The organism is Amycolatopsis sp. WAC 01376 (assembly GCF_003947415.1).
Lineage (GTDB): Bacteria > Actinomycetota > Actinomycetes > Mycobacteriales > Pseudonocardiaceae > Amycolatopsis.
Map to the genome: position 1 here is coordinate 184,882 of NZ_QHKL01000007.1, position 26,767 is coordinate 211,648.

The window sequence follows — 26,767 nt, forward strand, 5'->3', positions numbered from 1 at the left end:
GCCGGTCGGCACGTCTCACCTCATTTGTTCGATCGCGCGAGCCGGTCGAGCCATTCGGCGAGCATCGCGTGTTCGGCCGGGGTCAGGACGTCTCCATTTTCCTTCTCCAGCGCGGCTTTGAGCGCGATCGCACGGCTCGGGATGGCTGAATCCTCTTTCGCGCTGTCGGTGGTGATCGCCGCGATCACGTGTTCGCGCGCGGCGATGATCAGGTCCGGATCGCGGTGTCCCGGAGGGCTCGCGAGGAAGGAGAGGATCACGCCCATCCCGGTCGCGTGCACCAGTTGCGCGGCTTGTTCGACCGGGACGCGCAGCCTGCCCGCCTCGGCGATGCGTTCGACGATGCGGCGGAGCATCGCGTCCGCCTCATGGCGTGCTTCGCGGACACGGGGCTCGCCGTACATGAGCAGGTAGAAAGCGGGCTGGTGCAGGCCGAACTCGACGTGCAGGTCCCAGCCTCGCCGGAGGTCGCGGACCGGGTCGTCGGTTTCGCCGAGGGCGTGTTTCCCCTCCAGGTAGCTCTTGAAGCCATACGTCGCGACCGCGTCGAGAAGGCCGTCCTTGTCGCCGAAGGTCCGGTAGAGCGTCGGCGCCTGAACTCCGGCGGCGGCGCTGACCGCACGCGTCGACAACGCGTCCCGCCCGCCTTCCTGCAGGAGTTCCGCCGCCGCGCGGACCAACCGGTCTTTCGTCGTCAACGTCATGTATCGACGATAACACTCATCGAGTAGCAGTGGTTCGGTATCGATGATACGGTGATCTGGTTAGCAACGGAAACACTTGATGGGAGCACGTCATGACACGGGTAGCGATCGTCACCGGCGGGTCGCGGGGCATCGGCAGGCAGAGCGCCGAGCGGCTGGCGTCCGACGGATTCGCGGTCGTCGTCGTATACGGCGGCAACAAGGACGAAGCGCAGGCCGCGGTTGAGGCGATCACCGACCGTGGAGGCCAGGCGATCGCGGCACAGGCCGACGTCGCCGACGAGAAGGCCGTCGCGGCCGTGTTCGACACCGCAGAGAAGGCCTTCGGCGGTGTCGACGTCGTGGTCCACGCCGCGGGCACCATGTACCTCGCGCCGGTGGCGGAACTGGATCTCGACCGCCTGGACAGCTTGCACCGCACCAACATCCGCGGCACCTTCGTGGTCGACCAGCAGGCAGCCCGCCGCGTTCGCGACGGCGGCGCGATCATCAACTTCTCCACGTCGGTGCTCGGTCTCGCCCTCCCGGGGTACGCCGCCTACGCCGCCACGAAGGGCGCGGTCGAGGCGATCACCCTCGTCCTCGCCCGTGAACTGCGCGGCCGCGACATCACCGTGAACGCGGTCGCCCCCGGCCCGACCGCCACGGCACTGTTCCTCGACGGCAAGGACGAGGAGACCATCGCGAGGATGGCGGCGCAGCCCCCACTCGAACGCCTCGGCACCCCTTCCGACATCGCCGAGGTCGTCTCGTTCCTCGCCGGCCCGGCCCGCTGGGTCAACGGCCAGGTGCTCCGTGCCAACGGCGGCATCGTGTGAGCTTCGTGGTTCAGACTACGTCCAGGCGAGGCGCGGCGGCAGCAGACTGAGCCGCGTAGGCGATGGAGTTGGCGTCGTTGAGGTTGTTGACCCGCACGGTTAACGCCGGAACGGCCCGCTTCGTGTACTTGGTGGTGTAGACCGAGAACGTCTTCGTGGCCCGGGAGTAGAAGATGTGCTTGGTCTGGTTCCAGTCGACTTCGAGGAACTGACGACGCACGACTCCGACGAACAGGAAGAGCAATCGGCGGTTCGTGCAGGCGAGCACACCCTGGCCTTCGCCTTGCGCCGCGGTGAGCGCGAGTACCTGTTCTTCGGGCCGGAGGTAACCGGGGAGGAGATTGACCTCCTTCATCGAGCCCACCAGGACTCCGCGAACATTCTGCAACGCGGCCACGATGTCGGGGCGCATCGCCGGGACGGGAGAGGGCTGAACGGCCTGCCGCGGCGGTTCCGCCACTGAAGGTGCTGGAGCGTGGCGCACGGCGGTGTGGAAGGTCCAGCGATATCCGTCCCAGTACCGCAGCAGCGAGTCGTCCAAGGGGTCGGGAAACCATGACGGAGGACGAGGAGGTGCTTGCGGGGGAGCGGGCGGCAGAGGGGGATGACTCATGTGAGGTCGCCGTCCGAGGACAGATCGCCGTCGTCACCTGCGTCGGTGTTCGACGAGACGGCCGACAGAGCGAGCGAGCGTTCGGCGTGCGAAGGGTCGGCTTCGCGGCGGGATGCCCGCCATTCGACGGCGTCCGCGGTGTCCTTGTATTCGAGGATGTGGTCGTCGCCGAGCCCGGTGAGAAGCTCCTTCACCCGCGCCGGCGTGGCGTAGAAGAACTCCCGGCGTGGATTCACCATGTTGACGCGGTCGGTGGCCAGCCGCTGATGCAGGGCGGTTTCGAGGGCGACGGCGTCTTCGGAGAAGAAGAGCCCGTGGACGTCGAACCGGAACGGGACGGAAGCGTCGCCGAGCTCACGGACCCGGTCCATCGGTTCGAGCCGGCGCGTCATGCCGATCTTCACCACGTCGGGCCCGAACGCCCCCACGTTCGAGATGACGTAGACGTAGCCCGCGCGGACGTTGGCGGCCCGCTGCTCGACGCCGGCGATGGCGTCGTCGACGGCGGCCAGCTGCTCCTTCGCACGAGCCCAGCCTTCGGTGTCCCCCTTCGCCTCAAGCCGGGCGAGCACGGTGGCGTAGTGAGTCCGCTCCTTTGCGAGACGCGCTCGCTCCCGCTCGACCTCCTTCATGACCTTGGCCTCTTCGCGGAGCCTGGCACGTTCTTCCCGCGCCGCCTCGCGTTCGACCTCGACCTTCATCAGGTGGTCGGCGGTCAGATCGATCTCCTTGAGCCTGAGCCGGTGGTAGTCGCTGGAGATGGCGATGCGCATCAGGATGCCGAGCTTGCCGATCGTGTCCCGCGTGGTCGTCAGCCGGTTCTTGACGGACTCCACTGTATGCGGCTTGACCACTCGGACCGCGTTGTCGGCTTCGGCGTTGTACGCGCGGAGCATCAACTTGGCCATGTCGCGGCCCAGTTTCTGCCCCTCCTTGACCGATCCGTTGACCGCCCAGTCGACCTGGCAGGTCACGGCGTCGGTCTTCGCGGCGGTTTTGATCTGTGCCCGCAGTTCGGTGAGCGCGTCCTTGTAGGCCAGCGCGTCCTCGAGCGGATGCGCGTACTCGTAGATACCCACCTGCTGCAGCAGCGCCAGTTCACGAGTCTCGACCAGCTGAGCGCGCGAAGAATGCAGCTCGGCCATCACTTGGTGCCGGGTGGCGGACTGCGCGGCGTGCTCCGCCTTGGCTTGCTCGACCGCAGCTTTCAACCGGCGGAGGTCACCCTCCAGTACGGCGGTCTCGGCTCCGCGAAGATGCCCGACCCAACCCCTCAACTCCGCGATCGTCGCGTTGGCCGCCGCGAGCTGCTGGTGAAGAGCGGCGACCTCCGCGCTCTGATTGCTGCCGAACAACGCCACGCTGTTTCCTCCTCGTGTGGCACTGGGCGAACCGCCGGTCAAGATCGCCGGTTCCAGTGCTACTTCCGAATCTTGGCGAGGGCACGCAGCGTTACGTGGTTCGGCGCGAAAGCCGCCGGTTCACTGAACCGGACTAACAGCTTCGAGATACGGCCGACGACCGCTCACGACTCCCGTGGTTCCGTGTCGTCCACCCCGATCCCGCGAAGGTCGTCCGAGGTGAACACCGCGTCCGACCGCTCTCCGAGCAGGATGCCGAGCACCAGGTCCATCGTGTCGACGTAGGACTCCCACAGCTTGTCGCGCAGGTCGAGGCTCCGGCCCATCGACGCGAGTACAGGGCCGTCCTGCCCGGCTCGCTCCAGGACTTTGATGAGCAATCCGCCTTCGAGGAAGCCTGACGACTTGATCTCGAGGTGGTTCCGGGCCGCGCTTGAGAACAGCATGAACAGGGCGGAGCCGTCGGTCCTGCCGGAGATGCCGTCCCAGGTCAGTTCGAGACCGAAGAGCGATTCCAGCCCTTTGAGCAGCCGTTTCCGGTAGGTACCGAGGGCGTCGTTGTAGTCGGATTCGTCATCGCTGAACCCATGCGAGTACTCGGCCTGAGCCGCGAGGTAGGCGAGGACGAACGCGCGGCGGTCGTAGCGTTTGGTCACCGGCGAACCGTAGTGACGAAGCGGGCGGGCCCGCCAACGAAATACGGGCCCGCCCGGTCCTTTATGGACAGAAGGTCAGACGACGGTGCCTTCGGAGTCGTCGTCGGAGTCGGTTTCTTCGATCTTCCACTTCAGCTGGAACTCGACCTCTTCCTCGCCGTCACCGCGTTCGTGCTCGATCGAGAACTGCGCGCGGGCGGGGACGCGGAACCGTTCCCCGGCGATCTGGATGCGGAACGAGGTTTCGGACTCGAGAGCGTCGGCGAGGCGGCGCAGTTTCGCGACGACGTCGGCGGTGGAGTAGACGCGTTCGACGTCTCGGGGAGCGGTTCCGGTCACGGTTTCCTCCAGGGTCCGACACCCTGGCCGGGTGTCCGTGGCGTCATTCAATCGTGTGATCATCGCGTCCGGTCGGCGGGGTCACAGTGACCGGGCGAGGCGGAAGCCGACGTCGTCGACACGGAAGCTCGGGTGACTACGGCGCCGCACCGAAGCCCGGCAGCTCCAGTGCTCGTCGAACCAGCCGCCGCCCCGCAGGACCCGGTATTCGCCGTACACCTCGGCGTCGTAGACGTCCCAGCACCATTCCCAGACATTGCCCAGCATGTCGTGCAGTCCCCACGCGTTGGGTGCCTTCCCGCCGACCTCGTGCACGGACTCCGCCGAATTCTCGCGGTACCAGGCGATCTCGTCGAGTGTTCCGTAGCGAGGGCCGGTCGTGCCCGCGCGGCAGGCGTGTTCCCATTCCGCTTCGGTGGGCAGGCGGTAGCCGTTCGCGGATCGATCCCAGGTCGACGAGTCCAGCTCATAAGCGGGAGTGAGGCCTTCGCGTTCGGACAGGGTGTTGCAGAAACGGAGGGTGTCCGGCCACGAGACCTCGACGAGGGGAAGCCGGCCGGGCTCGCGGGTGACCGGAACCGGCGCGAGCAGGAACGACGCGACATCGACAGCCCAGCTCCGCTGCGTGCGCCGGTCCGAAAGGGTTACCTCGCCTGCCGGCACAGTGATCATCTCCATGGTCCGGCCGATGCTACCCAGGCCGAGGCCGCCGGTACGCCATGATGGGCGGGTGCCCCTGCTCATCGAGCCCGCCCTGCCCGCCGGAACGTTCCGATCGATGCGGCAACCGTGCCTGATCGTCGACGACAGGCTGGTGCTGCGACCTTGGTGCGCTGACGACACGGAGGACGTCGAAGCCGCCTTCGCATGTCCGGCCATCCAGCGCTGGCACGTCCGCCGTGTCGACGGAGCGGACGAGGCCCGCGAGTGGATCGCGGGCTGGGAACAGCGCTGGACGGCCGAGACGGACGCGAGCTGGGCGGTGGTCGACGCGCGCGAAGACCGGCCGGTCGGGCAGGTCGGTCTCCGCGCGCTCTCGCTTTTCGAGGCCTCCGCACAGTTGTCCTACTGGGTTCTCCCTGCCGCCCGCGGCGCGGGGATCGCGGGCCGCGCGGTCGCGGCGTTGACGCGGTGGGCGTTCGAAACCGTCCGGCTGCACCGGTTGTTCCTTCTGCATTCCACCGCGAACGCCGCCTCCTGCCGCGTCGCGGACAAGGCCGGATACCGCCTCGAAGGCACCTTGCGTTCTTCGATGCTGCACGCGGACGGGTGGCACGACGTCCACCTGCACGCGCGGCTCAGGAGCGGATCAGCACCTTCCTTCGCAGGACGAGCGGAAGCGGAACAAGGGCGATCGCCGCGCTGATCCAGATGGCGTGCCGATAGTCCCCGGTCGACTCCGTGACGAGGCCGGCGAGCACCGGTCCCAGGAAAGCGCCGGCGTTGAGCGCGACCGTCGCGAACGAACCACCGAGCGTCGGAGCCTCGGGAGCCACGTGCATCACCCGCGCCACGAGCGCGGAACCACAACCGAACGACAGTCCACCTTGGACGATCGTCACGACGAACAAGGCGACGGGCTGCGCGCCGGTCAGCGCCAGCACCGCCCAGCCCACCGGCAGGACGCACAACGCGAGTACCAGGCCGCGCCGGAGTTCACCGTCGCCCGTGCGGCCCGCCACCGTGACGCCGAGGAACGCGCCGACACCGAAGGCCGCCAGCAACCCGGAAACCGCCCCGGCCGGAAGGCGGGCGACATCCGTCGCGATGACCGCGAGGAACGCGAACGTCGCGAAGGTCGCGCCGTTGACCAGGGCGGCAAGGATCATCGCCTGGCGGACCGGAGGCGTTTTCAGCTCGCGCGCTTCGCGCTTGATCGAGATTTCCCGCGGGCCTGCCGCGTCGGCGGGTGCGGAACGGAACACCAGAACCAGCGCGGGAAGGCATAACGCGGCGACCGCCCAGAACGCGGAACGCCAGCCTGCGAGCTCACCCAGCACGGCTCCGGCAGGTACCCCGGCGACGCACGACAGCGTGATCCCCGCCAACAGGACCGCGGTCGCCCGCGTCTGCTTTCCCTTTGGTGCCAAAGCGATCGCGACAGGCATCGCCACGGCGAGGAATCCCGCGTTGACGACCGCCGCGACGACCCGGGTGCCGAACAGCAGCGGGAAACTCGTCGTCACGGCGCCGACGACGTGCACCACGACGAAGGCGGACAGAAACCCGGCCAAGGCCCGGCGGCGAGGCCAGCGCGCGCTGAGCACGGCCATGGCCGGGGCGCCGACGATCATTCCGACGGCGTAGGCCGAGGTCAGCGCGGCGGCCGCGCCCACCGGGACGGACAGTTCAGCGGCGATTCCCGGCACGAGACCGGAAGCCATGAATTCGGAGGTGCCTTGCGCGAAGACGGCAAGGCCGAGGACATAGACGAACAGGGGCAACGGACGACTCCCAGGAGAAAGTGAGCAGGAGGAAGCCGTGCGCGAGACAGGGAGAAACCCGGCCGGACGCACGGAACAGCGCTCCGGTCACCGGGAAGCGAGAAGGCCGACGCCTAACGGCCGGACACGACGACTCGCCGCCGGTTGACCGGCGGCGAGGTTCTGTCCGACTCAGGGCTCGTCACGGAAGCGCACATTACACACGGTCGCCGGCGGGTCTCAACCCCGTTTACCGGTCACCGCAGAAAACGAGGCCCGTTCCGCGCACCGGAACGCTTTCGTTGCCCACTCGAATGAACCCGAGTAATGCGTTCTGACCTGCGGTTTTCGTGATTGTTTCGGTACTGGGAACCGACCTTCGATTCGGTTAACCTCGACTTCATGATTCCCACAGTTGTCTGGGGTACAGGCAACATCGGCCGCGCCTCCATCCGGGCCGTCGACGCGCATCCGGCGCTGGAACTCACCGGTGTGCTCGTGCACGATCCCGCGAAGGTCGGTCGCGACGCGGCCGCGCTCGCGGGAGTCGACGGCGATTTGGGTGTGGCGGCGACTGATGACGTCGAAGCGGTTCTGGCGGCCGGGCCGCGCGCGGTGGTGTACGCGGCGTCCGGCGACATCCGGCCCGCCGACGCGCTGGCCGACATCGTCCGCGCGATCCGGGCGGGCGCGGTGGTGGTGACTCCCGCGCTCTACGCGCTGTACGACCAGCGCAACGCGCCGGAGGAGCTGCGAGAGCCGATCCTCGCGGCGATCGCGGAAGGCGGCGGTTCGCTGTTCGTCTCCGGCGTGGATCCGGGATGGGGCAACGACATCCTGCCGTTGCTGATCAGCGGGCTCGGCACCACCGTGGACGCGGTCCGCTGCCAGGAGATCTTCGACTACTCCACCTACGACCAGCCGGATTCCGTCCGCTACCTGGTCGGGATGGGGCAGCCGATGGACTATCAGCCGCCGATGCTGGCCCCTTCGGTGCCCACGATGGTGTGGGGCGGGCAGGTGCGGCTGATCGCCCGCGGTCTCGGGGTCGACCTGGACGAGATCCGCGAGACGCTCGACCGCCGTCCGCTCGAGGAAACCGTGACCACGCGGGCGATGGGCGAGTTCGAAGCGGGCACGCAAGGCGCGGTCCGGTTCGAGGTACAGGGGATCGTGGACGGTGAACCCCGCATCGTCATCGAGCACGTCACCCGCATCCACGCGTCATGCGCGCCGGACTGGCCGATGCCGCCCAGCGGCGACGGGGCGCACCGGGTGATCATCGAAGGCCGCCCCAGGATCGAAGTCTCGGTCGAGGCCACCGACGAGGGCGAGAACCGGTCCGCCGGCGGCAACGCGACCGCGGTCGGCAGGCTGGTCGGCGCCATCGACTGGCTCGTGGACGCCAAACCGGGCCTTTACGACGCATTGGACGTCCCCTTGCGACCGGCGACCGGCAAGCTCGGAAGGAGCGCGCGATGATCATCGACATTCCCGAGGGCAAGGACCCGATCGGCTACGTATGGGGCGAGATGGTGCCCGGTATCGGCGTCGCGGCCTCGAATCTGTCCCTGGCGGTCTATTCGCACACCACGCTGGGGCTCCGCGAGTTCGAGGCGGCTCGGCTGCGGATCGCGCAGATCAACGGCTGCGTCTTCTGCCTGGACTGGCGGACCGAACGCGACGGTGTGAAGGTCGAGGAGGAGTTCGCCGACGCGGTGACCGAGTGGCGCACCACCGACGCGTTCGACGAGCGGACCCGGCTGGCCGCCGAATACGCCGAACGCTACGCGCTCGATCATCACGGCATCGACGACGAATTCTGGAAGCGAATGGGCGAGCACTACAGCCAGCAGGAAATCGTCGAACTGAGCATGAGCATCGGTTCCTGGCTCGCATTCGGACGGCTGAATCGCGTTTTGGGAATCGACACCGTCTGCGTTCTGCCGAAGTTCTAGGTCGTTAGTGATTCGGGTCGTTCTTGGGCCGCGTGAAGTATTTGAGGGACCCTTTCCTGTACCTAGGCGCAAGGATGGGGTCCTTCATGTACTGGGGAAGGCCTCGGCGCGGGACTGTGGTGCGGATGGTCGTGAGTGGCGATTCGGGTTAGAGCCAAGGGTGTCTTAGGTACCTACGTGGTTGAGGCTGCGGTTGATGCCAGGTCGCGGTCGTGGGGATGTCGTGAAGGGCCCCTTTGAGACGTTGATCGTCTCAAAGGGGCCCTTCACGACATGAGAGTTCGACGCCGGGGCGTTGGAAGCACTGAAGGAGCCGCCCGCTCATCCTCGCGTCTCGTGAGTGGCGATTCGGGTTAGGCCGACCGTGTTCTAGGTGCCTACGGCGGGTCGATCGGGATCGCAGGTCCGTGAAGGACCCCTTCATGTACTTCAAACCTGGCATCAGGCAAGAAGCGCCACAGGTCACGCAGTAGGTACCTAAGGGGAAGCTCGCCAGAACCCGAATCGCCACTCACGACCGGCCGGGGGTCACAGATCGGTGGCCACGATCTTTTCGATGTTCCGTTCCGCCAGCGCGGTGATGGTGACGAACGGGTTCACCGAGGTGTTGCCTGGGATCAACGCGCCGTCGATCACGTACAGGCCCGGATATCCGTGGAGCCTGCCGTAGTTGTCGGTCGCCTTGCCGAGCACCGCGCCGCCGAGCGGGTGGTAGGTGAGGTGGTCGCCCCAGATCTTGTACAGGCCGAAGAGGTCGGTCCGGTAGATCGTGCCTTCCTTGGAATTGATCTTGTCGAAGATCGTCTTCGCCATGTCGATCGACGGTTGTTTCCAGGCGGTCTGCCAGTTGAGATCGACCTTGTTCGCGCTCGGGTTCCACGAGAACGTGGCCCGGTTGGGGTTCTTCGTGATCGACAGATAGAAAGACGCGTAGGTCTCGATGCCGGTCGGCAGGGGAGCGACCTCGGCGAAGGCGCCGCCCGCGGCCCAGTTGTCGATACCGGCGGTGGGGATGGACGACTGCAGTGCCCCGGTGGCGTCCCACATGTGGTTGGCCCGGCCGCACATGACGTTCCCGTTGTCGCCCCAGCCCTTTCCGACCTCGTTGTGGAGGTTGGGCAGTGCGCCGGTGGCCTTGAGTTTGACCAGGAGTTTGCTCGTGCCGACACTGCCGGCGGCGAAGAACACCTTGTCCGTTGTCACGGACTTGGTCGCGGTCACCGTGCCGCCGGTGTTCAGCTGCTCCATCACCACGGTGTATCCGCCGCCGGACGCGGGCATGACCGAGGTGACGCGGTGCAGTGCCGAGATCGTCACCCGCCCGGTGGCCTTGATCCGCGGGAGATAGGTCTGCTGCAACGATTTCTTGCCCGCGTTGTTGCCGTAGAGGATCTCCCCGGCCAACGCGGATCTCGGAACCGTGCCCGCCTGCTCCTTCTTCATGTAGTCCCAGTCGTAGACGTCCGGGACGAACAGGAACGGGAACCCGGAACGCTGCGCGTGTTTCCGGCCGACCCGCGCGTACTGGTAGCACTCGGCCGTCTCGAACCAATTCGGGTCGATGGTGGCGACGCCGAGGCCCGCGTTGGCGCGTGGGTAGTAGACGCCGTACATCTCGTCGGCGTTGACCGTGGGCAGGACCGCGCCGAAGTTCTCGCGTTTCGGCGTGACGGCCATCCCGCCGTTGACCAGCGAGCCCCCGCCGACGCCGCGGCCCTGGTAGACGGTGATACCGCTGAACTCCTCGGCGTCGAGAATGCCGGTGTGGCGCGGGACGTCCTTGTCCAGCGGGAAGCCGAGGAAGTTGCTCAGCGGCTGCTTCGTCCGCGTGCGCAGCCAGAAGGACCGGTAGTCCGGGGTGGTGGTGTTGGCGAAGATCTTGCCGTCCGTGCCCGGGGTGTCCCATGCCATGCCGAGTTCGACGAGGTGGACGTCGACGCCGGCTTCGGCCAGCCGGAGCGCGGCGACGCAGCCGCCGTAGCCGGACCCGATGACGAGCGCCGGGATGCGAGCGGCGTCGGCGATCGAACTTTTCGCGTAAGCGGTCCCGCCGAGGGCCGCGGCTCCTAAGATAGAACCAGTTCCAGTAATAAAGAGGCGGCGGGATAACTGTCCGGAAGCGCTTCTCCACATGGTTTCGTCGCTCACGTGATCTTCCTCACCGTTGAGGGATTTAGAACAAGTTATACCTGCGGCCATGTCGGGTGGCAATAAAGGTGGGACTTCTTTCCCTGTGCTTGGGCCAGGCAGGCGGGCATCACGACGGCGGATGGGCCACTATGTACTGCTGTGGAGTCCACTCGAGTTGATCGCTGGCTGTGGGCCGTCCGGCTGACCAAGACGCGCCCGGACGCCGCCGCGGCGTGCCGTGGCGGCCATGTCCGCGTGAACGGCAAACCGGCCAAACCCGCGACCACGGTCGTGGCCGGTGACGAGGTCCGCGCGCGGGTCAACGACACGACGCGGATCTTGGAAGTGACCCGGGTGATCCAGAAACGGGTCGGTGCCGCCGACGCCGCGACCTGTTTCCTCGACCGGACGCCCCCGCCGCCACCCGACGCCGCCGTGCCGGTCGCGCGACGGGAGCGGGGTGCGGGACGTCCGACGAAACGGGAACGCCGGGTGCTCGATCGCTTCCGTTCAGGAGACTAGGCACCGCGTTCACATATATGGACGTTATTCACATCCGTTGACGGGTGACAGGGACGTGAACTATAAAGACGGGGTCCGGGTGTACACGCCGCAACACCTTCCGTCAGTCCGTCACGGAGGTTTCGGGTGTCCCGAAAAAGTCCTCTTCGTCGTGCCGTCCTCCCGGCGGTCGCCGCCGTGGTCGCCGTCGCCGCAATCCTGCAGGTACCGCCCGAAGTAGCTGACGCGGCGCCGGGGCCCGGCGCGCTGATCGGCCTCGACCTCGGCGCCGCCAATCGCCGCGCGCCGGTCGCGGGGCTCTACGACTGGTCCAAGGCCGGGTACCGGGGTGGCGCCGCGCTGCCCGGCTCCGGTGAAGTGAACCCGAACGCCACCTGCCAGGTCACCGCGGCGGAACTGGCGAGCCAGTACAACGTCAAGCCCGACGACGGCGCCGACGACACGAACGGGATCCAGGCGGCGATCGACGGGATCAAGAGCGCGTGCTCGCCGTCGGGGAGTTACGCCAAGCTGAGCACGATCACTTTCCCGGCGGGCCGGTTCGATGTCACGCACGAGATCCACGTCGACGCCGACTACCTGATCCTGCGTGGCGCGGGCAAGGACGCCACCAAGTTCGTCTACAAACCCGACGCGAACACCCTCTACGACTCCCTCACCCCGGACGGTTCCGATTGGGACGAGGACGGGATGACCTCCGGCGCGGGCAAGGGCGGCTGGTTGTGGCCGGGCCGCGGGCTGTTCCGCGTCCAGTCCAGGGGAGTGCACACGTCTTACGCGAGCGACCACGCCTCGGCGCCCGCCAACCGCAAGGACATCTTCGAGGGCACGATCAACGTCCATTGGAAGGCCGGGGTGAAGCTGCGGGGCAAGCCGGGTGACACCGCGTTCGCCGCGCGGATGGGGGACAAGGTCGTCCACCTGGCGAGCAGCGGCGCCCTGACCTCGCTCGCCGCCGGGAACCTGGTCAACATCCGGGCGGCCAACTCGCAGAAGTTCTACGAGCAGCAGCAGGCCACCCCGACCACGTTCCCGCTGCTGAACATGCACATGCGCCAGCAGATCTTCACGATCGCGGTGCTCGACACCACGGCACGCACCATCACCCTGGACAAACCGCTCGAGTACGACGTGCCGGTGAACTCCACTTCGGACGGTTCGGCCCCGATCGACGGCGCCACGTACGACTCGAAGGCGGCGCCGCTGGTCGACCCGGTGATCGGCGTCGGTTTCGAGAACCTCGGGTTCACCCAAGAGATGCCTGGCCTGAACCCCGCCGAGGCGAACAACAACTACGGCAACATGGCGCCCGCCGCGGAGATGCACGGGATCGTGTTCAAGTGGGCGGCGAATTCCTGGGTCCGCGGCATCCGCGCGGAGATGACCGGTTCGCATCCGATCGTCACCGAGGAGGCCAAGAACCTCCAGATCGTGGACAACGAACTCAACGGCTCATGGAACAAGGGCAAGGGTGGCAACGGCTACTTCCGCGGCTCGCGGGTCTGGGATTCGCTGTATGCCGGGAACACTTCGACCCTGTTGCGGCACTTCACCTTCCAGTGGTCCGCCTCGGGCAACGTCGTGATCGGCAACTCCTTCGACTCCGACCTGAACCTCCACGGCGGCTGGGAGCGCAACAACCTCTTCGAACTGAACACGGTCAAGGTCCCGTACGCGCACCGTTCGGGGAACTGCCGGGCCAACTGCGGTGAAGAGGGCGGAGGCGGTCCCGACGACTCGAACTGGTTCCCGATCTGGTGGGGCGCGGGCAAGAAGGCCGTCAAATGGTCGGGTGCCACCGGCTACCGCAACGTGTTCTTCAACAACGCCATGACCAAGCAGCTCGCGGACAACGGCCCGTATAACGACTTCTACGCCGACCGGCACCGCATCCATGTCTTCGGCTGGGACGGCACCGCGTACAAGCACCTCGACGTAGGCGGCGCCCCGATCGCCGACTGGGCGAAGAACGAGCAGCGGGACTACACCGGAGGACACGGGGTCGACGCGACCAAGACCGACGCCGCGTCGTCGCTGTTCCTGAAGTCTGTCGACGGGACTCCGCCGTCCTCGACGACGGGTCAGACCTCCACCACGACCACAACCACAACCACGACCAGTCAGACTCCCGGTGCTTGCCTGAACGCGACCTTCACCCGTAAGTCGGTGTGGGACAGCGGGTACGGCGGCGGCTTCACCGTCACCAACAGCTGCTCGGCCGCGGTGGGTTCGTGGGCGGTCGAGTTCGACCTGCCCGCCGGGACGGCGATCACCGGTTCCTGGAGTTCGGTGCTGACCAAGACCGGGCAGCGCTACCGGTTCGGGAACGCGACCCACAACGGAAGCGTCAAACCGGGTGGCACGGCGACGTTCGGCTTCAACGCCGCCGGTCAGGGGCTCCCGGTCGCGTGCACGATCGCCGGAACGAAATGCGGAGGCACGGAATGACGAGGAAACGACTGCTCGCCGCGATCGCGGTCGCGGCGTCGGCGGCGGGCCTGCTCGGCGCCGTCGTCACCGCCGAGGCCGCCGCGCCCAGCCTGTCCGCCGCGTTCACCCAGAGCTCGGTCTGGGACAGCGGATACGGCGGCAAGTACACGCTGACCAACTTGGGGGACGCGAACAGTACACAGTGGACGGTCGAATTCGATCTTCCCGCCGGCACCGCGGTCACCACGTCGTGGAGTTCGGTGCTCACCCGCGCTGGGCAGCACTACAAGGTCACCAACGCCGGCTTCAACGGCACCGTCAAACCCGGCGGGTCGGCGAGCTTCGGCTTCAACACCTCAGGACCGGGCCTCCCGACCGGGTGCACGATCAACGGCAGCCCGTGCGGGGGAGGGGCGCCGACCACCACCACGGCGCCGACCACCACGACCACGAGCAAACCGCCGGCGACCACCACCACGGTGCCGTCGGGTGACGTCGTCGACGTGGGCACCGCGGCCGAGTTGCAGGCCGCGCTGGCCGCCGTGACCCCCGGACAGACCATCCGGCTGGCGGCCGGAACCTACCGGGGTTCGTTCGTCGCCACGAAGCCGGGGACGGCGGCCGCGCCGATCACGGTGACCGGACCGTCGACCGCGGTCCTGATCAACGACGGCCCGTCGGGGGAGGCGCCCTCCTGTCCGGCTCCGACCGCGGGCTGGGACTCCGGGTACGGGTTCTGGCTCTACGGCGCGCCGTACTGGCAGCTCAAGGGCTTCACCGTGCAGGAGTCGAAGAAAGGCATCGTCGCCGACAACTCGCACCACACGGTGATCGAGGGGGTGCGGGTGCACAAGATCGACGAGGAGGCCGTGCACTTCCGTCGTTCCTCGGCCGACAGCGTCATCCGCGACTCGACGATCAGCCACACCGGTCTCGTCCAGGCCGGCTACGGCGAGGGCGTCTACCTCGGCTCGGCGAACTCGAACTGGGCGTGCCACGGGAACTCCGGCGGAGTCGACCGTAGCGACCGGATCCAGGTTCTGAACAATCACATCGGACCGTACGTCGCCGCGGAGGCCATCGATGTCAAGGAGGGCACCGTGGACGGCGTCATCCGGGGCAACACCTTCGACGGCCAAGGGGTTTCCGGGCAGAACTCGGCCGATTCCTGGGTCGACGTCAAGGGATCCGGGTATGTGATCGAGGGCAACACCGGCACCTTCGCCTCGCCGGGGACGTTCGCGAACGGCTACGAGACGCACAACCCCGGCACCACCCCATCGTTCCCGAACGGCTGCGGGAACGTGTGGCGGGACAACAAGTCCGACCTCGGCGGCGTCGGCCAGTACGCCATCAAGATCACCTCGACGTCGAAGTGCTCGGAACGGCCCAACGTCGTCTACGCGTCCAACACCGTGTCGAGGGCGGTCAACGGGCTGACCAACATCCCCGTCACACCCTGACGGACGCCGGTGGCGGGAGCGGCGCGGTTCCCGTCACCGGCCGGTCAGTCCCGGACCGCGGTGATCGCGACGGTGGCGTAGCGCACGGTGAACCGGCCGCCCAGCCCGTCGATCGCCGCTCCGACTTCGGCGAGGATCTCCTGCCGCACAACGGGTTCGACCCAGGTGAGCGAGCCGAACGTCGGGAGCTGGTCGAGCCATTCGTCACGGGTGTATATCCGTTCCCAGTCGTGACGAGTTCGCGTCGGCTCGCCGAATCCGCTTGCTTCGCGCAGGCCGTCGGCGACCTTCGCGATGAGCGGTCCGTACGGGTCCGAAGGCTGCTTCGGCACGGTCTTGAGGTCGATCGGCGAATCCGGCACGAGCCGCCGGTACGCGTCCGCCAAGGCGTCCGCGACCTCGTCCGGCGGTTCGGGCACGTGCCAGAACGCGGCAAAGAGCCCGCCGGGCCGCAGTACTTCGGCGGCCTTGACCGCGCCCGCGACCGGGGCGACCCAGTGCCAGGCCTGCCCGGAGACGAGCAGGTCGAACCGGCGTCCGGCGGGCTCCCATGCCTCGAACGTCGAGACCTCGACGTCGATCCCGCTCCGGCGGGCGAATTCGGCCATCCGCGGGTCCGGTTCGATGGCCAGCACGTGACAGCCCGCCGCCTGGAACTGGCGCGCTTCGATTCCGGTGCCCGCTCCGACGTCGAGGACCTCGCGGCCGGGAGCGGCGCCGACGAAGTGGTCGATGAGTTCCGGGGGATAGGCGGGCCGGGTCCGGTCGTAGCGGTCGACGTCGACCCCGAAGGATTCCGCGGCCCGGCGATAGTGGTGGGGCTCCTGCCCCGAAGGTAGAGTGGGCATGCGCCCACCTTAAGTGGGCACTTGCCCACTCGTCAACGCAAGGAGTCGTATGCCTACCGGGGTAGCCCTGCGCGCCGTCCGCGCGCAGTTGTTCGACGCCGCCGAGCGCGTCCTGCTGCGGGACGGGCCGAGCGGGCTCACCAGCCGGGCCGTCACCACGGAGGCGGACTGTGCGAAAGGCGTGCTGCACCGGCATTTCGACGACTTCGACGCGTTCCTCGCCGAGTTCGTGCTGGACCGGATCGAGAAGCTGGACGAGAAGGGACTCCGAGAGGCCGTCGGTACCGGAACGGTCGTGGACAACCTCACCGCGGCGCTCACGGCGGTGTTCGAGTCGGTCGCGGTCGCGATCGTCCCGCTCGTGATCTTCCGCGACGAGCTTCGCGCCCGATTGCGCCGCGAGTGGCCGGCCGGGGTCCCCGTGCTGACACAGGCCGCCGAGATGATCGCCGGCTACCTCGAGGCGGAGCGCGCGCAGGGCAGGGTCGCCGAGGGCGCCGACGTCGAGACGCTCGCGGCCACGCTCATCGGTGCCGCACATCTGCTCTTCGCCGATCGAACGGGTGCCGCGCCGGAGACGGCGCAGGTGCGGAAGACCGTGGAAGCCGTGATCGGGACTTGACGAAGGCTGAGCCTGGGATGGCCGGTGACATGCGCGCCGGTCCGTGAAGGCCTCCTTGCCTACCCTGAAGGTAGTGAAGGAGCCCCTCGCTACCTTCGGCTCAATAACGAGGGCTAGGCCGGTGTCGCGAAAGCCTTACCGCGCCAAAAGGCGGCGAGTCCTCAATGGACTCGCCGCCTTGCTCAGCGGATCAGGACTGCGCGGCGGTGACGGTGTGCCGCAGCAGCAGCGACGTCGTGACCGGGCCGACGCCGCCGGGGACCGGCGTGATCGAACCCGCGATCCCCTCGACGGCCGCCTGGTCGACGTCGCCGACGAGCCCGCCTTCGGGAGTCGGGTTCGTGCCGACGTCGATCACCACGGCACCGGGCTTGACGTGGTCCGCGCCGACGAAGTGCGCGCGGCCGACGGCCACGACCAGGACGTCCGCGGTCTTGGTGACCGCCGCGAGGTCCTTGGTGCGGGAGTGGCAGACGGTGACCGTCGCGTTCTCGGCGAGCAGCAGGAGCGCGGCGGGCTTGCCGACGACGGTGGAGCGGCCCACGACGGCGACCTGGGCACCGGACAGGGCGACCTGCTCGCGCTTCAGGATCTCCAGCACCGCCGCGGCGGTGGCGGGGGCGTACGTCGCGAGGCCCGCGGTGAGCCTGCCGAGGCTGACCGGGTTGGCGCCGTCGACGTCCTTGCGCGGGTCGATGTGCGCGCCGACGTCGTCGAGCGTCACGCCTTCGGGCAGCGGGGTCTGGCAGATGATGCCGTGGACCGACGGGTCCGCGGACAGCTTGTCGAGTTCGCGGGTGACGTCCTCGCCGGTCGGCTTTTCGAGCTGGACCACCCGGCAGTCGACGCCGACCTTCTTCGCGGCCCGCTCGATCGAGCGCACGTACCAGGCGGTGGCGTCGTCGTCGGTCGGCACGAGCACGGCCAGCGTCGGGGCGGTGCCCGATTCGCGCAGCTTGGCGGCGGTCTCGGTGACCTCGGCGGTGATGGCGGCGGCGATCGCGCGCCCGTCGATCAGCGTCATCGGGCGATCCTCTCGCGAACCTCGGCGACGAGCGCGTCGGCGCGCCCGGCGGCGGGGACGTGCTCGGCGAGCCGGGCTTCGGTCTCCTTGCGCAGCTGCTCGTCCGACATCGACGCGAGGTTGACCTCGACGTTGACCACGGCCGATTCGAGCGCGGATTTGGCGGACGAGGCGGCGACCGCGATGTCGGAGATGACGTTGGTGTTGGCGCCTTCGAGGATCGAGGCGGCGACGTCGACGACCTCGGCGGCGAGGGCGGCGGTGCGCAGCGGGACGTCGGCGGCGCCGACCAGCGCGGCCTGGATCGCGGCCGAGCGGGCCTGCTTCTCCTCGTCGGTGGCCTTCGGGAGCTTGTAGGCCGAGACGACCGCGTCGAAGGCGGCGGCGTCGTCGGCGGCGAGGCCGAGCGCGCGACGGCGGAGGTCTTCGGCCTTGCCCAGCGCCTCGGTCATGGTGGCCTCGTGCTCGGCGTATTTCGGCTTGCCGATGGTCAGGTTGCACACCATGGAGACCAGGGCGGCACCGACCGCGGCGTTCATCGCGGCACCCGCGCCACCACCGGGCGTCGAGGCCTTCGAAGCCAGCTCGTCGAGCCACTGACCGACCGGTTGAGCCTCCACGCGATGTTCCCTTCCCGCTGGTTTTGCCGTCGCGGGGAAGCCTACCCGGGGGTTCCCGGACAGCCCGAAGGCCACCTTCGCGGCGATCGACAGCGGCGAAGGTGGCCTTCGGCCGGCGGGATCAGGACCGCTGGTACTCCTCCCAAGTGAGCTTCGGCGTGACGGCGGGGCCGTCGTCGGAACCGCGGCCGGCGAGGCCGTTGTAGCCGAGGTAGTAGTCACCGGCCTGGTGCTGCGCACCGGAGGACAGGTCCGGATCGGACAGTGCGATGGCGTGGATGTGGTAGGCGAAGCCCTGGGCCGGGGTCCGGACCCAAGCCGCGAAGCCCACCTGACGCAGCTTCCGCGCGACGTCGGTCCGCGTGGCCGAGGACATGCCCTCGACACCGATGTCGAGCGCGCCGCCACCGTCGTGCGTCCCGGCCGAAGCGCCGACGCCGCCGGGGTTGTACGAGCCCTGCGTGATGGTGAGCTGCCTGCCGAGCAGTGCCTCGGCCTTCACCAGCATCGCCTTGGTCCGGGTGTTCATCGTCTTGCCGTGGTAGGTCAGGCGGCTACCCGCCGAGACCACCGCGGTGACGGTGTACCGGCCCTCGCCCAGCTTCTCGAGCGAGGTCTTGCCCGGCAGGCCGGAGGCGTCGATCCCGGTGTAGCCCAGCGACTTCTGGTAGCTGGAGTACCCGTTGATCGTCGAGGTGCCGAAGTGGCCGTCGACGTACTGCTGATCGAGCAATCCCTTGGCGGCCAGCGCCTGCTCCACCAGCAGCACACTGTCCTTGGCGCCAGGGGTCAATGCGCTGTCGGCGCGGCGCGGGTCGATCTGCGCGGCCTTGAGCACCGCTTCCATGCTGGCCGCGGGCAACGCGGTCACGGCCACTTCGGCGCCGGCCGGTGCGGCCACGCCGAAGGAGAGCGCGGTCGCTGTCGCGAGCACGGCTACCTTGGTCAACAATTCCTGCCTCCTGAACGGACTCGGTTGTCCGGCCAGCATGGGCAGCGCGAATACAAGGGCCGTACAAACGCCCTTTGCCTTGTCGCCCGGTCGGGTGTCGCTTCGGCGAAATCGGGGAACGACCTGATAAGACTTCCGGTGGACGCCGAAAGGTCGAGACCCACATGGTGCTACGTACCCCGCCACCCTCAAGGGCTCATCTCAGACTGCTCGCGGCGGCGGACGCGTCCCCGCCGGGCCGTCGGCGGGACCGGTACGGCGAGATCGCCGACCGGCGGCTGGCCGCGATCCTCGCCGCGGAAGACGTGGCGGAGGAACACGGGCTGAGCGCGCACGTCCGGACGACCTGTTACGTCCATCGCGGCTGGGTGCACCAGTGCATCTCCGATCCGATGCACATCCTGGTGGTCACCGGTCATCGATGGTGCCGCCGCTGCGATCGCACGGTGGACGTCGAGGTCGACGAAACCTTTCCGGGCTCGGTCGAACTCTTCTGCGACGGCTGCGGTGTCCCGCCGGACACGGCCGCGAATCGCGAGGTACTCCTGGCCTGCCGGACCAGTCTGGCTGCCATGCACGGCGGGGAAGCCTCGACGCTCTACGTCGTTCCGGACCGCTGAACGGCACCCGATCGCCTCGTCCGATGACGCCGAACGGCCGTGTCCCCGGCGGCCGCGCGGAGCAGTCAGTGGTTTGGACCACCACTGTTACCGAAGCGTGATCTGGACATATCGCACGGACAGCTACTTTGTTGTGGCGCGCAACGAATTGCTTCGCCCGTGGATTTCCAACGCCGGAGGTGTCACGACGTGGATCGGATCTTTGTGCAGCCCCAACGGCGGAAAAGGGTTCGTGGCGCGCTCGCCGCGGCCCTTTCCGCCCTCCTGATCGCCGCCGGTCTCGGCGGTGCCACCGCCGCGGCCGCCGACTACAGCCAGAGTGCCGCGTCCCTGAACGCGAGCCAGGCGCAGTTCTCCTTTACGCCGGCGACGCCCGCGCGCTACGTCGACATCCACTACACCGGCGTTCCCGGCCTGGGCCAGCAGAACGTCCGCATGACCGACAACGGGGGCACGTGGCGGCACACCGTCGGCTCGCTGACTGCGGGCACGGTGCTCGACTACTGGTTCACCTACGAGAAGAACGGGCCGCAGTACGACACCCCGCATTTCGGTTACACCCATGGCGGAAGCGGCACGACCGTCGCTTCGCCGACGTTCGACCCGCCGGGTGGCAGTTACCCGAGCGCCCGCTCGGTGACGTTGTCGTCCGCGACGCCGGGCGCGACCATCCGGTACACAGTGGACGGTTCCACACCGACCGCTTCGTCCACTCCGTACACCGGACCGATCACGGTTTCCGCGTCCTCGACGATCTCCGCGATCGCGGTCAAGCCGGGCTCGGCGAATTCGCCGGTGACGTCGGCGAGCTACACGATCGGATCGACACAGGCGACTTGTCCGACGCAGGCCGAGGTTCCGGATTTCGGCCCGAACGTGCGGATCTTCGACCCCGGCATGTCGGCGGCGTCGATCCAGAGCAGGCTGGACGCGGACTTCACCGCGCAGAAGGACACGCTGACCGCGCAGTTCACCGAGCGCCGGTACGCGCACCTGTTCAAGCCCGGTGTGTACAACGGCATCCACGACAACGTCGGCTACTACACCTCCGTCGCGGGACTCGGGCAGAACCCGGGCGACGTCGTGATCAACGGAGACGTGACCGTCGACGCCTTCAACGAGTCGGACAAGGGGGTGGCGCTGCAGAACTTCTGGCGCTCGGCGGAAAACCTCGCCGTGGTCCCGAGCAGCGGCTCCACTCGCTGGGCCGTCGCGCAGGCCGCGCCGTTCCGCCGCATGGACATCCGCGGCGGGCTCCAGCTCTACCCGGCCAGCTACGGGTTCGCCAGCGGTGGCTACACCGCCGACACCAAGGTCTCCGGGCAGACCGCTTCGATCTCGCAACAGCAGTGGTACACCCGCGACAGCAGCTACGGCAGCTGGGACGGCGGGGTCTGGAACATGGTCTTCTCCGGGACGAACGGTGCTCCCGCCAACACCTTCCCGAATCCGCCGGAGACGACGCTCGCCACCACGCCGGTGTCCCGTGATGTCCCGTATCTCTACTTCGACGGCTCCGGCAAGTACCGGGTCTTCCTGCCTTCGTTGCGCACCAACGCTTCCGGGCCGAGCTGGGCCAACGGCGGCACGCAGGGCAGTTCGCTGCCGATGAGCCAGTTCTACGTCGTGAAGGCGGGGGACACGGCGTCGTCGATCAACACGGCGCTCTCCCAGGGCTGCAACCTGTTCTTCACACCGGGCGTCTACCACCTCAATCAGACGCTCAACGTGACGAAGGCGAACACCGTCGTCCTCGGTGTCGGCTACTCGACGCTGGTGCCCGACAACGGCGTCGAAGCGATGCGGGTCGCCGACGTGGACGGGGTCCGGATCAAGGGGCTGCTGTTCGACGCCGGAACGACCAACTCGCAGTCACTGCTCACGGTCGGCCAGGCGGGCTCGACGGCGAACCACTCGGCCAACCCGACGACGCTGCAGGACGTGTTCTTCCGGATCGGCGGTCAGATCGCGGGGAAGGCGACGAACAGCCTGATCGTCAACAGCCGCGACACCATCATCGACCACATCTGGGCCTGGCGGGCCGACCACGGCAACGCGGGCACCTACGGCTGGACGGTCAACACCGGTGACACCGGGGTGGTCGTCAACGGCGACAACGTGCTCGCGACCGGTCTGTTCGTCGAGCACTACCAGAAGTACCAGGTGATCTGGAACGGCCAGAACGGCAGGACGATCTTCTTCCAGAACGAGATCCCTTACGACGTCCCGGATCAGGCGGGCTGGAAGAGTCCCAACGGGCTCAACGGATACGCCGCCTACAAGGTGGGGGACAACGTGACCACGCACGAGGCGTGGGGCCTTGGCAGCTACTGCTTCTTCAACGACAACCCGTCGGTGAACCTGTATCACGCGTTCGAGGTGCCGAACCGCTCCGGCGTCCGGTTCCACAACATGGTGACGGTCTCACTGAACTACAAGGGGACCATCACCCACGTCATCAACGACACCGGTGCGGTGACACCACCGGGTACGACGCCGAGCAATCTGGTGAGCTACCCGTAACGCTCACCGAGGGCTGAAGGGCGCTTTCCCCGCATGACACGCGGGGAAAGCGCCCTTCACACTTGTGTATAACGCCCTATACCGCTCGGCGATGGGCACCTGCCTCACCTCGCCGCTAGGCTCGAATCCATGACCAGCAGTGATGCCTCCGCCGTCGTCAAAGAACTGCGTGACCTCTTCCGTACCGGAGTAACGAAACCGGTGGACTGGCGCCGAACGCAGCTCATGGGCCTGCGGAAGCTCCTGTCCGAGCGGGCCGACGTCTTCCTCGACGCGCTCTATGCCGATCTGCGCAAGAACACCGCCGAAGCCAAGCGCACGGAGATCGCGCTCGTGCGCAACGAGATCGACCACACGCTGGAGAACCTCGACTCCTGGCTGGCTCCGGAGCCGGCCGAGCTCCCGTATCCGCTGCGGCCGGGGAACGGCCGCGTCGTGCGCGAGCCGCTCGGGGTCGCGTTGATCATCGGGCCGTGGAACTATCCGCTGCAGCTGGTGCTCGCGCCGCTGGTCGGAGCGCTGGCGGCGGGGAACTGCGCGGTCGTGAAGCCGAGCGAGCTGTCCCCGAACACGTCGGCCGCGATCGCCGAGCATCTGCCGGACTACGTCGAAGGCGTCCGCGTCGTCGAGGGCGCGATCCCGGAGACGACGGCGCTGCTGGAGCAGAAGTTCGACACGATCTTCTACACCGGGAACGGGACCGTCGGCCGGATCGTCATGGCCGCGGCGGCGAAGCATCTCACGCCGGTCACGCTGGAGCTGGGCGGGAAGAGCCCGGCGATCGTCGAGCCGGGCGCGGATCTCGCCGTGACCGCGCAGCGGCTGGCGTACGGCAAGTTCGCCAACGCGGGCCAGACCTGCGTCGCGCCCGACTACGTCCTCGCGATCGGCGACACCGGACCGAAGCTGGCCGAGCAGCTGGCGGAGACCGTCGAAGCGATGTTCGGCAAGGACCCCGCCAGCAGCGATTCCTACGGTCGCATCATCTCGACGCGGCATCACGACCGGCTCGCCGCGTTGCTCGACGACGGAACCGCGGTCGTCGGCGGCCAGGCCGACCGCGACGAGAAGTACATCGCGCCCACCGTGCTCACCGGCGTTTCCCCGGACGCCCCGGTGATGCGGGACGAGATCTTCGGCCCGATCCTGCCGATCATCGAGGTGCCCGACGTCGACGCTGCGCTGGCGTTCGTCAACGAACGCGACAAGCCGCTGGCGTTGTACGCCTTCACCGAATCGGATGAGACGAAGCGCAGGATCGAGGCGGAGACGTCGTCGGGTGGCTTGGTCTTCGGCGCGGCGATCATCCATCTCGCGGCGCCGGAGTTGCCCTTCGGCGGGGTGGGGGAGAGCGGGATGGGCCGCTATCACGGCCGCTATTCGATCGACAACTTCAGCCACGTTAAGGCCGTGCTGGACAAGCCCCTCGCGAGCTGATCAGCGGCCCTCGCGGCTGCCTTCGTAGGCCCGTTCGCGGAGCCCGGCGAGCCAGCCGGGCCGCGGCTCCCACCCTCGCGGGGGATGCAGCATCGGATCGAAGGCGGGGCGGGAGGAGTCTGCGTCCACCTCGTGCAGGGTCAGCGTCGCGCAGGGCTTCCGATGCCCGTTCGCGCGGACGGTCTCGACGAGGTAGGTCACCGGCCCTTCCGCCACCAGGCGCCTCAAGGCGTCCAATGACGCTTCGGCGTGCCGCGGCGTCTCCGCGCGGGCCGAAAGCCAGACCAGTTCGCCTTTCGTGCGATAGGGCAGCAAGGTGCTGTAGCGCCCGGTAGTCCAGGCCCGCGACGGCCGCGGCAGTACCCGGCCGACCAGACCGGCACCCGAAGTGGTCAGCGTGAGATCCCCGGGATCACCGTCGGCGGAAGGGATCCGGACCGCCAGCCCCAGCGCGTCGGGCACCCGTCCCGGGAGGCCTGCCCCCTTGGACATGCGCACGGTGACGGCCACCGGCTCGTCCGGCAGGGCGAGGTCATCGCACCTCAGACCGTGAAATTCGCCTTTGAGCAGTAGCCCATCCGGGTGGAAGGCTCTCGCGCCACGCAGGGCCGCGAGGGCGCGGAAGCCTGCCCGGAAAAGCTTGCCGCCCGGCCCGGCCTGCGTTGAGGCGTCCTCAGCCACGATTCCGACCTCCTTGTGACGTGCGTGCTTCGCCGTGACTACCCCGGCCAGGCCGGGTTACACGGGAATTCCCACGAATTCATGAGCTCCGATTCCCCGGTGTGAACGGCTTTCGCCCGGGTACTCGACGCGATGTTCGCACAGTTCCCCAGTCACCTGGATCGGAGGAAATCATGACTGCATCGCCGGCCACGGTTCGGCGGGCTCCGCGCCAGCTCATCGCTCTCGGCGTGGGCGCGGTCTTCCTGCTCGTCGGCATCCTCGGTTTCATCCCCGGCATCACGACGAACTACGAACAGCTGAGCGGCGCCGGCCACGAGTCCGGTGCGTTGCTGCTGGGCGTGTTCCAGGTGTCGATCCTGCACAACATCGTCCACCTGGCGTTCGGCGTCGCGGGCATCGTGCTGGCCCGGACGGTGAGCGGCGCGAAGGCGTTCCTCGTCGGCGGCGGGGTGATCTACCTCGTGCTCTGGCTGTACGGGCTGCTGATCGACCACGGCTCGGCGGCCAATTTCGTGCCGGTCAACAGCGCCGACAACTGGCTGCACCTCGGGCTCGCCGTCGGGATGATCGCACTCGGGCTCATTCCGCTTTCCGGTTCGAAGGCGCCGATCGCCGACTCGCGCTAGCTCTGTTTCTTCCCTGAATTCTTCGGAGGTTGTCAGTGTTCCGTCATACCAAATCGCTCCAATTCGAGGCCAAGCCGGAAAAGCCCGACGCCTTGTACGCCCGCAAGCTGCAGGAACTCATCGGTGGCGCCTACGGTGAAATGACCGTCACCATGCAGTACCTGTTCCAGGGCTGGAATTGCCGCATCGAGGGCAAGTACAAGGATTTGATCATGGATACGGCGACCGAGGAGATCGGTCACGTCGAAATGCTCGCGACGATGGTCGCCCGGCTGCTCGAAGGGGCACCCGCTACGACGGTGGCCGAGGCCGCGAAGGATCCGGCCACCGCGGCGATCCTCGGCGGGATGGATCCCCAGCAGGCGATCATCTCCGGTGGCGGCGCCACGCCGAGCGACAGCCAGGGCTACCCCTGGAACGGCCGCTACGTCGTGGCGTCGGGCAACCTGCTGGCCGATTTCCGGGCGAACGTCGCGGCCGAGGCACAGGGCCGGTTGCAGACGGCCAGGTTGTACAACATGACCGACGACCCGGGTGTGAAGGCGATGCTGCAGTTCAACCTCGCGCGAGACACGGTGCACCAGAAGCAGTGGCTCGCCGCGATCGAGGAACTCAAGGCCGACGGCCTGGAAAGCGACATCGCGCCGACCGCGTTGTTCGACGAGGAGAACCAGGAGCACAACAACACCATTTGGCACCTGTCCGACGGCCCGGACGGTGCGAAGGGTGGCTGGAGCTTCGGCGAGGGCGGGATCGAGTACCTGATGGAGCCCGAGGCCCTCGGCGGACCTGGCACCGCTCCAAAGCCCGACCCGGCGCTCTACGGCACCTACGCGCCGGTCCAGGACGCGATCGGGACGGTCAAGGGCAAGGCCAAGGACGCGAAGAAGAAGGCCACCAAGTCGAGCAAGAGCTAGGAGAATCGATGGAGCCCTTCCCCGGCACTGCCGGGGAAGGGCTCCTCTCTGTGCGGGAGTCAATGGTGGCGTGGTTCCGAACGCCAGACGGGTGCCGTCCGTGTCACGGGTCGTGAGTGGCAAGGACGGTTTCTATTGAGGGGTGAGGTGCTGTGTTCGTGGGTGGGGCTGATGGTGGGGTGAAGGTGCCGAGAGGGGCCGTGAGTGGCGATTCGGGTTAGAACCCAGGGTGTCTTAGGTACCTACGTGGTTGAGGTTGCGGTTGATGCCAGGTCCGGACTCGATCATCGCCACATTCGCCCACAGGCACCAGCAGTCACAGCGGCTGCGCGTGAAGGCCCCCTTCCCTCGGCTCAGCCGAGGAAACTCGACCTTCACACTTCCCCAGTACCTGAAACTCCAGTCGAGTGCTCGCGTGAGTGGTCGCCGTGGTGGGGATGTCGTGAAGGGTCCCTTCTGTAATGGCCGGTTTCTGAC

Annotated in this window: 26 protein-coding genes; 13 read left to right on the top strand and 13 right to left on the bottom strand. The window is 67.6% G+C overall.

The features are described from left to right. Positions 1-20: 20 nt before the first annotated feature. Positions 21-704 carry a TetR/AcrR family transcriptional regulator gene (locus DMH03_RS31435; protein ID WP_125795621.1) on the bottom strand — a complete coding sequence of 228 codons (684 nt, stop codon included), beginning with the start codon at positions 702-704 and terminating at the stop codon, positions 21-23. 92 nt (positions 705-796) lie between these two features. Here DMH03_RS31435 and DMH03_RS31440 point away from each other — a divergent pair, with 92 nt between their 5' ends. Next, positions 797-1,522: an SDR family oxidoreductase gene (locus tag DMH03_RS31440; RefSeq protein WP_125795622.1), complete on the top strand. Its 726-nt coding sequence runs from the start codon at positions 797-799 to the stop codon at positions 1,520-1,522. 10 nt (positions 1,523-1,532) lie between these two features. Here the strand turns inward: DMH03_RS31440 and DMH03_RS31445 are convergent, their stop codons facing one another. The 5 genes from DMH03_RS31445 to DMH03_RS31465 all read right to left on the bottom strand — a co-directional run bounded on the left by DMH03_RS31445 (position 1,533) and on the right by DMH03_RS31465 (position 5,169). Beyond that, complete coding sequence (locus tag DMH03_RS31445) at positions 1,533-2,135, bottom strand: DUF2510 domain-containing protein (protein ID WP_255431263.1); 603 nt, start codon at positions 2,133-2,135, stop codon at positions 1,533-1,535. Next, positions 2,132-3,496 carry a DUF4041 domain-containing protein gene (locus tag DMH03_RS31450; RefSeq protein ID WP_125795623.1) on the bottom strand — a complete coding sequence of 455 codons (1,365 nt, stop codon included), beginning with the start codon at positions 3,494-3,496 and terminating at the stop codon, positions 2,132-2,134. The genes DMH03_RS31445 and DMH03_RS31450 overlap by 4 nt, the downstream gene beginning before the upstream one ends. Positions 3,497-3,660: 164 nt before the next feature. Beyond that, complete coding sequence (locus tag DMH03_RS31455; RefSeq protein ID WP_125795624.1) at positions 3,661-4,152, bottom strand: hypothetical protein; 492 nt, start codon at positions 4,150-4,152, stop codon at positions 3,661-3,663. A gap of 75 nt (positions 4,153-4,227) precedes the next feature. Then, positions 4,228-4,491, bottom strand: coding sequence for an amphi-Trp domain-containing protein (locus DMH03_RS31460; protein WP_125677397.1), 264 nt, complete (start codon positions 4,489-4,491; stop codon positions 4,228-4,230). An 81-nt stretch (positions 4,492-4,572) separates the two neighbouring features. Continuing rightward, on the bottom strand, positions 4,573-5,169 hold the full coding sequence (locus DMH03_RS31465) for an SUMF1/EgtB/PvdO family nonheme iron enzyme (RefSeq protein ID WP_125795625.1): 597 nt from the start codon (positions 5,167-5,169) through the stop codon (positions 4,573-4,575). Between the two features lie 52 nt (positions 5,170-5,221). On the opposite strand from DMH03_RS31465, the gene DMH03_RS31470 reads away from it, so the two are divergent. Then, positions 5,222-5,857 (top strand): GNAT family N-acetyltransferase, encoded by a 636-nt coding sequence (locus DMH03_RS31470; protein WP_125795626.1) that lies wholly within the window; start codon positions 5,222-5,224, stop codon positions 5,855-5,857. On the opposite strand, the gene DMH03_RS31475 is transcribed toward DMH03_RS31470, so the two are convergent. Beyond that, complete coding sequence (locus DMH03_RS31475) at positions 5,790-6,935, bottom strand: Cmx/CmrA family chloramphenicol efflux MFS transporter (protein WP_125795627.1); 1,146 nt, start codon at positions 6,933-6,935, stop codon at positions 5,790-5,792. The genes DMH03_RS31470 and DMH03_RS31475 overlap by 68 nt on opposite strands. A 381-nt stretch (positions 6,936-7,316) precedes the next feature. Between DMH03_RS31475 and DMH03_RS31480 the strand changes: the two genes are divergently transcribed. Both DMH03_RS31480 and DMH03_RS31485 read left to right on the top strand, forming a co-directional pair. Further along, positions 7,317-8,396 carry a dihydrodipicolinate reductase gene (locus tag DMH03_RS31480; protein WP_125795628.1) on the top strand — a complete coding sequence of 360 codons (1,080 nt, stop codon included), beginning with the start codon at positions 7,317-7,319 and terminating at the stop codon, positions 8,394-8,396. Continuing rightward, a complete protein-coding gene (locus tag DMH03_RS31485; RefSeq protein ID WP_125795629.1) occupies positions 8,393-8,872 on the top strand; it encodes a carboxymuconolactone decarboxylase family protein in 480 nt (159 codons plus the stop codon). The genes DMH03_RS31480 and DMH03_RS31485 overlap by 4 nt, the downstream gene beginning before the upstream one ends. Before the next feature lie 528 nt (positions 8,873-9,400). On the opposite strand, the gene DMH03_RS31490 is transcribed toward DMH03_RS31485, so the two are convergent. Then, positions 9,401-11,005 carry a GMC oxidoreductase gene (locus tag DMH03_RS31490; RefSeq protein WP_233611772.1) on the bottom strand — a complete coding sequence of 535 codons (1,605 nt, stop codon included), beginning with the start codon at positions 11,003-11,005 and terminating at the stop codon, positions 9,401-9,403. 156 nt (positions 11,006-11,161) lie between these two features. On the opposite strand from DMH03_RS31490, the gene DMH03_RS31495 reads away from it, so the two are divergent. From DMH03_RS31495 to DMH03_RS31505, 3 genes are all read left to right on the top strand, one after another. After that, positions 11,162-11,524, top strand: a complete 363-nt coding sequence (locus DMH03_RS31495) for an RNA-binding S4 domain-containing protein (RefSeq protein ID WP_125795630.1) — start codon at positions 11,162-11,164, stop codon at positions 11,522-11,524. A gap of 126 nt (positions 11,525-11,650) precedes the next feature. Next, positions 11,651-13,972: a cellulose binding domain-containing protein gene (locus DMH03_RS31500; RefSeq protein WP_233611741.1), complete on the top strand. Its 2,322-nt coding sequence runs from the start codon at positions 11,651-11,653 to the stop codon at positions 13,970-13,972. Continuing rightward, the gene (locus DMH03_RS31505; protein ID WP_125795631.1) at positions 13,969-15,417 is read left to right on the top strand and encodes a cellulose binding domain-containing protein; all 1,449 of its coding nucleotides are present in this window, start codon (positions 13,969-13,971) and stop codon (positions 15,415-15,417) included. Before DMH03_RS31500 ends, DMH03_RS31505 begins: the two co-directional genes overlap by 4 nt. A gap of 44 nt (positions 15,418-15,461) precedes the next feature. Here DMH03_RS31505 and DMH03_RS31510 read toward each other — a convergent pair whose 3' ends face one another. Further along, positions 15,462-16,265, bottom strand: coding sequence for a class I SAM-dependent methyltransferase (locus DMH03_RS31510; RefSeq protein ID WP_125795632.1), 804 nt, complete (start codon positions 16,263-16,265; stop codon positions 15,462-15,464). 49 nt (positions 16,266-16,314) lie between these two features. Here DMH03_RS31510 and DMH03_RS31515 point away from each other — a divergent pair, with 49 nt between their 5' ends. Next, complete coding sequence (locus tag DMH03_RS31515) at positions 16,315-16,887, top strand: TetR/AcrR family transcriptional regulator (RefSeq protein ID WP_125795633.1); 573 nt, start codon at positions 16,315-16,317, stop codon at positions 16,885-16,887. Between the two features lie 190 nt (positions 16,888-17,077). Here DMH03_RS31515 and DMH03_RS31520 read toward each other — a convergent pair whose 3' ends face one another. From DMH03_RS31520 to DMH03_RS31530, 3 genes are all read right to left on the bottom strand, one after another. Further along, positions 17,078-17,911, bottom strand: a complete 834-nt coding sequence (locus DMH03_RS31520) for a bifunctional 5,10-methylenetetrahydrofolate dehydrogenase/5,10-methenyltetrahydrofolate cyclohydrolase (protein WP_125795634.1) — start codon at positions 17,909-17,911, stop codon at positions 17,078-17,080. Next, entirely contained in the window at positions 17,908-18,531 is a 624-nt protein-coding gene (locus DMH03_RS31525; protein WP_125795635.1) for a cyclodeaminase/cyclohydrolase family protein, read from the bottom strand. The genes DMH03_RS31520 and DMH03_RS31525 overlap by 4 nt, the downstream gene beginning before the upstream one ends. A gap of 121 nt (positions 18,532-18,652) precedes the next feature. Next, entirely contained in the window at positions 18,653-19,483 is an 831-nt protein-coding gene (locus DMH03_RS31530; RefSeq protein WP_125795636.1) for a peptidoglycan-binding protein, read from the bottom strand. Positions 19,484-19,647: 164 nt separating this feature from the next. On the opposite strand from DMH03_RS31530, the gene DMH03_RS31535 reads away from it, so the two are divergent. The 3 genes from DMH03_RS31535 to DMH03_RS31545 all read left to right on the top strand — a co-directional run bounded on the left by DMH03_RS31535 (position 19,648) and on the right by DMH03_RS31545 (position 24,063). After that, positions 19,648-20,103, top strand: a complete 456-nt coding sequence (locus tag DMH03_RS31535) for a hypothetical protein (protein WP_125795637.1) — start codon at positions 19,648-19,650, stop codon at positions 20,101-20,103. A gap of 189 nt (positions 20,104-20,292) precedes the next feature. Next, positions 20,293-22,626: a chitobiase/beta-hexosaminidase C-terminal domain-containing protein gene (locus DMH03_RS31540; protein ID WP_199749095.1), complete on the top strand. Its 2,334-nt coding sequence runs from the start codon at positions 20,293-20,295 to the stop codon at positions 22,624-22,626. Between the two features lie 99 nt (positions 22,627-22,725). Then, the gene (locus tag DMH03_RS31545; protein ID WP_255431268.1) at positions 22,726-24,063 is read left to right on the top strand and encodes an aldehyde dehydrogenase family protein; all 1,338 of its coding nucleotides are present in this window, start codon (positions 22,726-22,728) and stop codon (positions 24,061-24,063) included. Here the strand turns inward: DMH03_RS31545 and DMH03_RS31550 are convergent, their stop codons facing one another. After that, complete coding sequence (locus DMH03_RS31550; protein WP_125795639.1) at positions 24,064-24,744, bottom strand: hypothetical protein; 681 nt, start codon at positions 24,742-24,744, stop codon at positions 24,064-24,066. Positions 24,745-24,917: 173 nt separating this feature from the next. On the opposite strand from DMH03_RS31550, the gene DMH03_RS31555 reads away from it, so the two are divergent. Continuing rightward, positions 24,918-25,373, top strand: a complete 456-nt coding sequence (locus DMH03_RS31555) for a DUF4383 domain-containing protein (RefSeq protein ID WP_125795640.1) — start codon at positions 24,918-24,920, stop codon at positions 25,371-25,373. 35 nt (positions 25,374-25,408) lie between these two features. Further along, complete coding sequence (locus tag DMH03_RS31560) at positions 25,409-26,290, top strand: manganese catalase family protein (RefSeq protein ID WP_125795641.1); 882 nt, start codon at positions 25,409-25,411, stop codon at positions 26,288-26,290. The last annotated feature ends 477 nt before the right edge of the window (positions 26,291-26,767 follow it).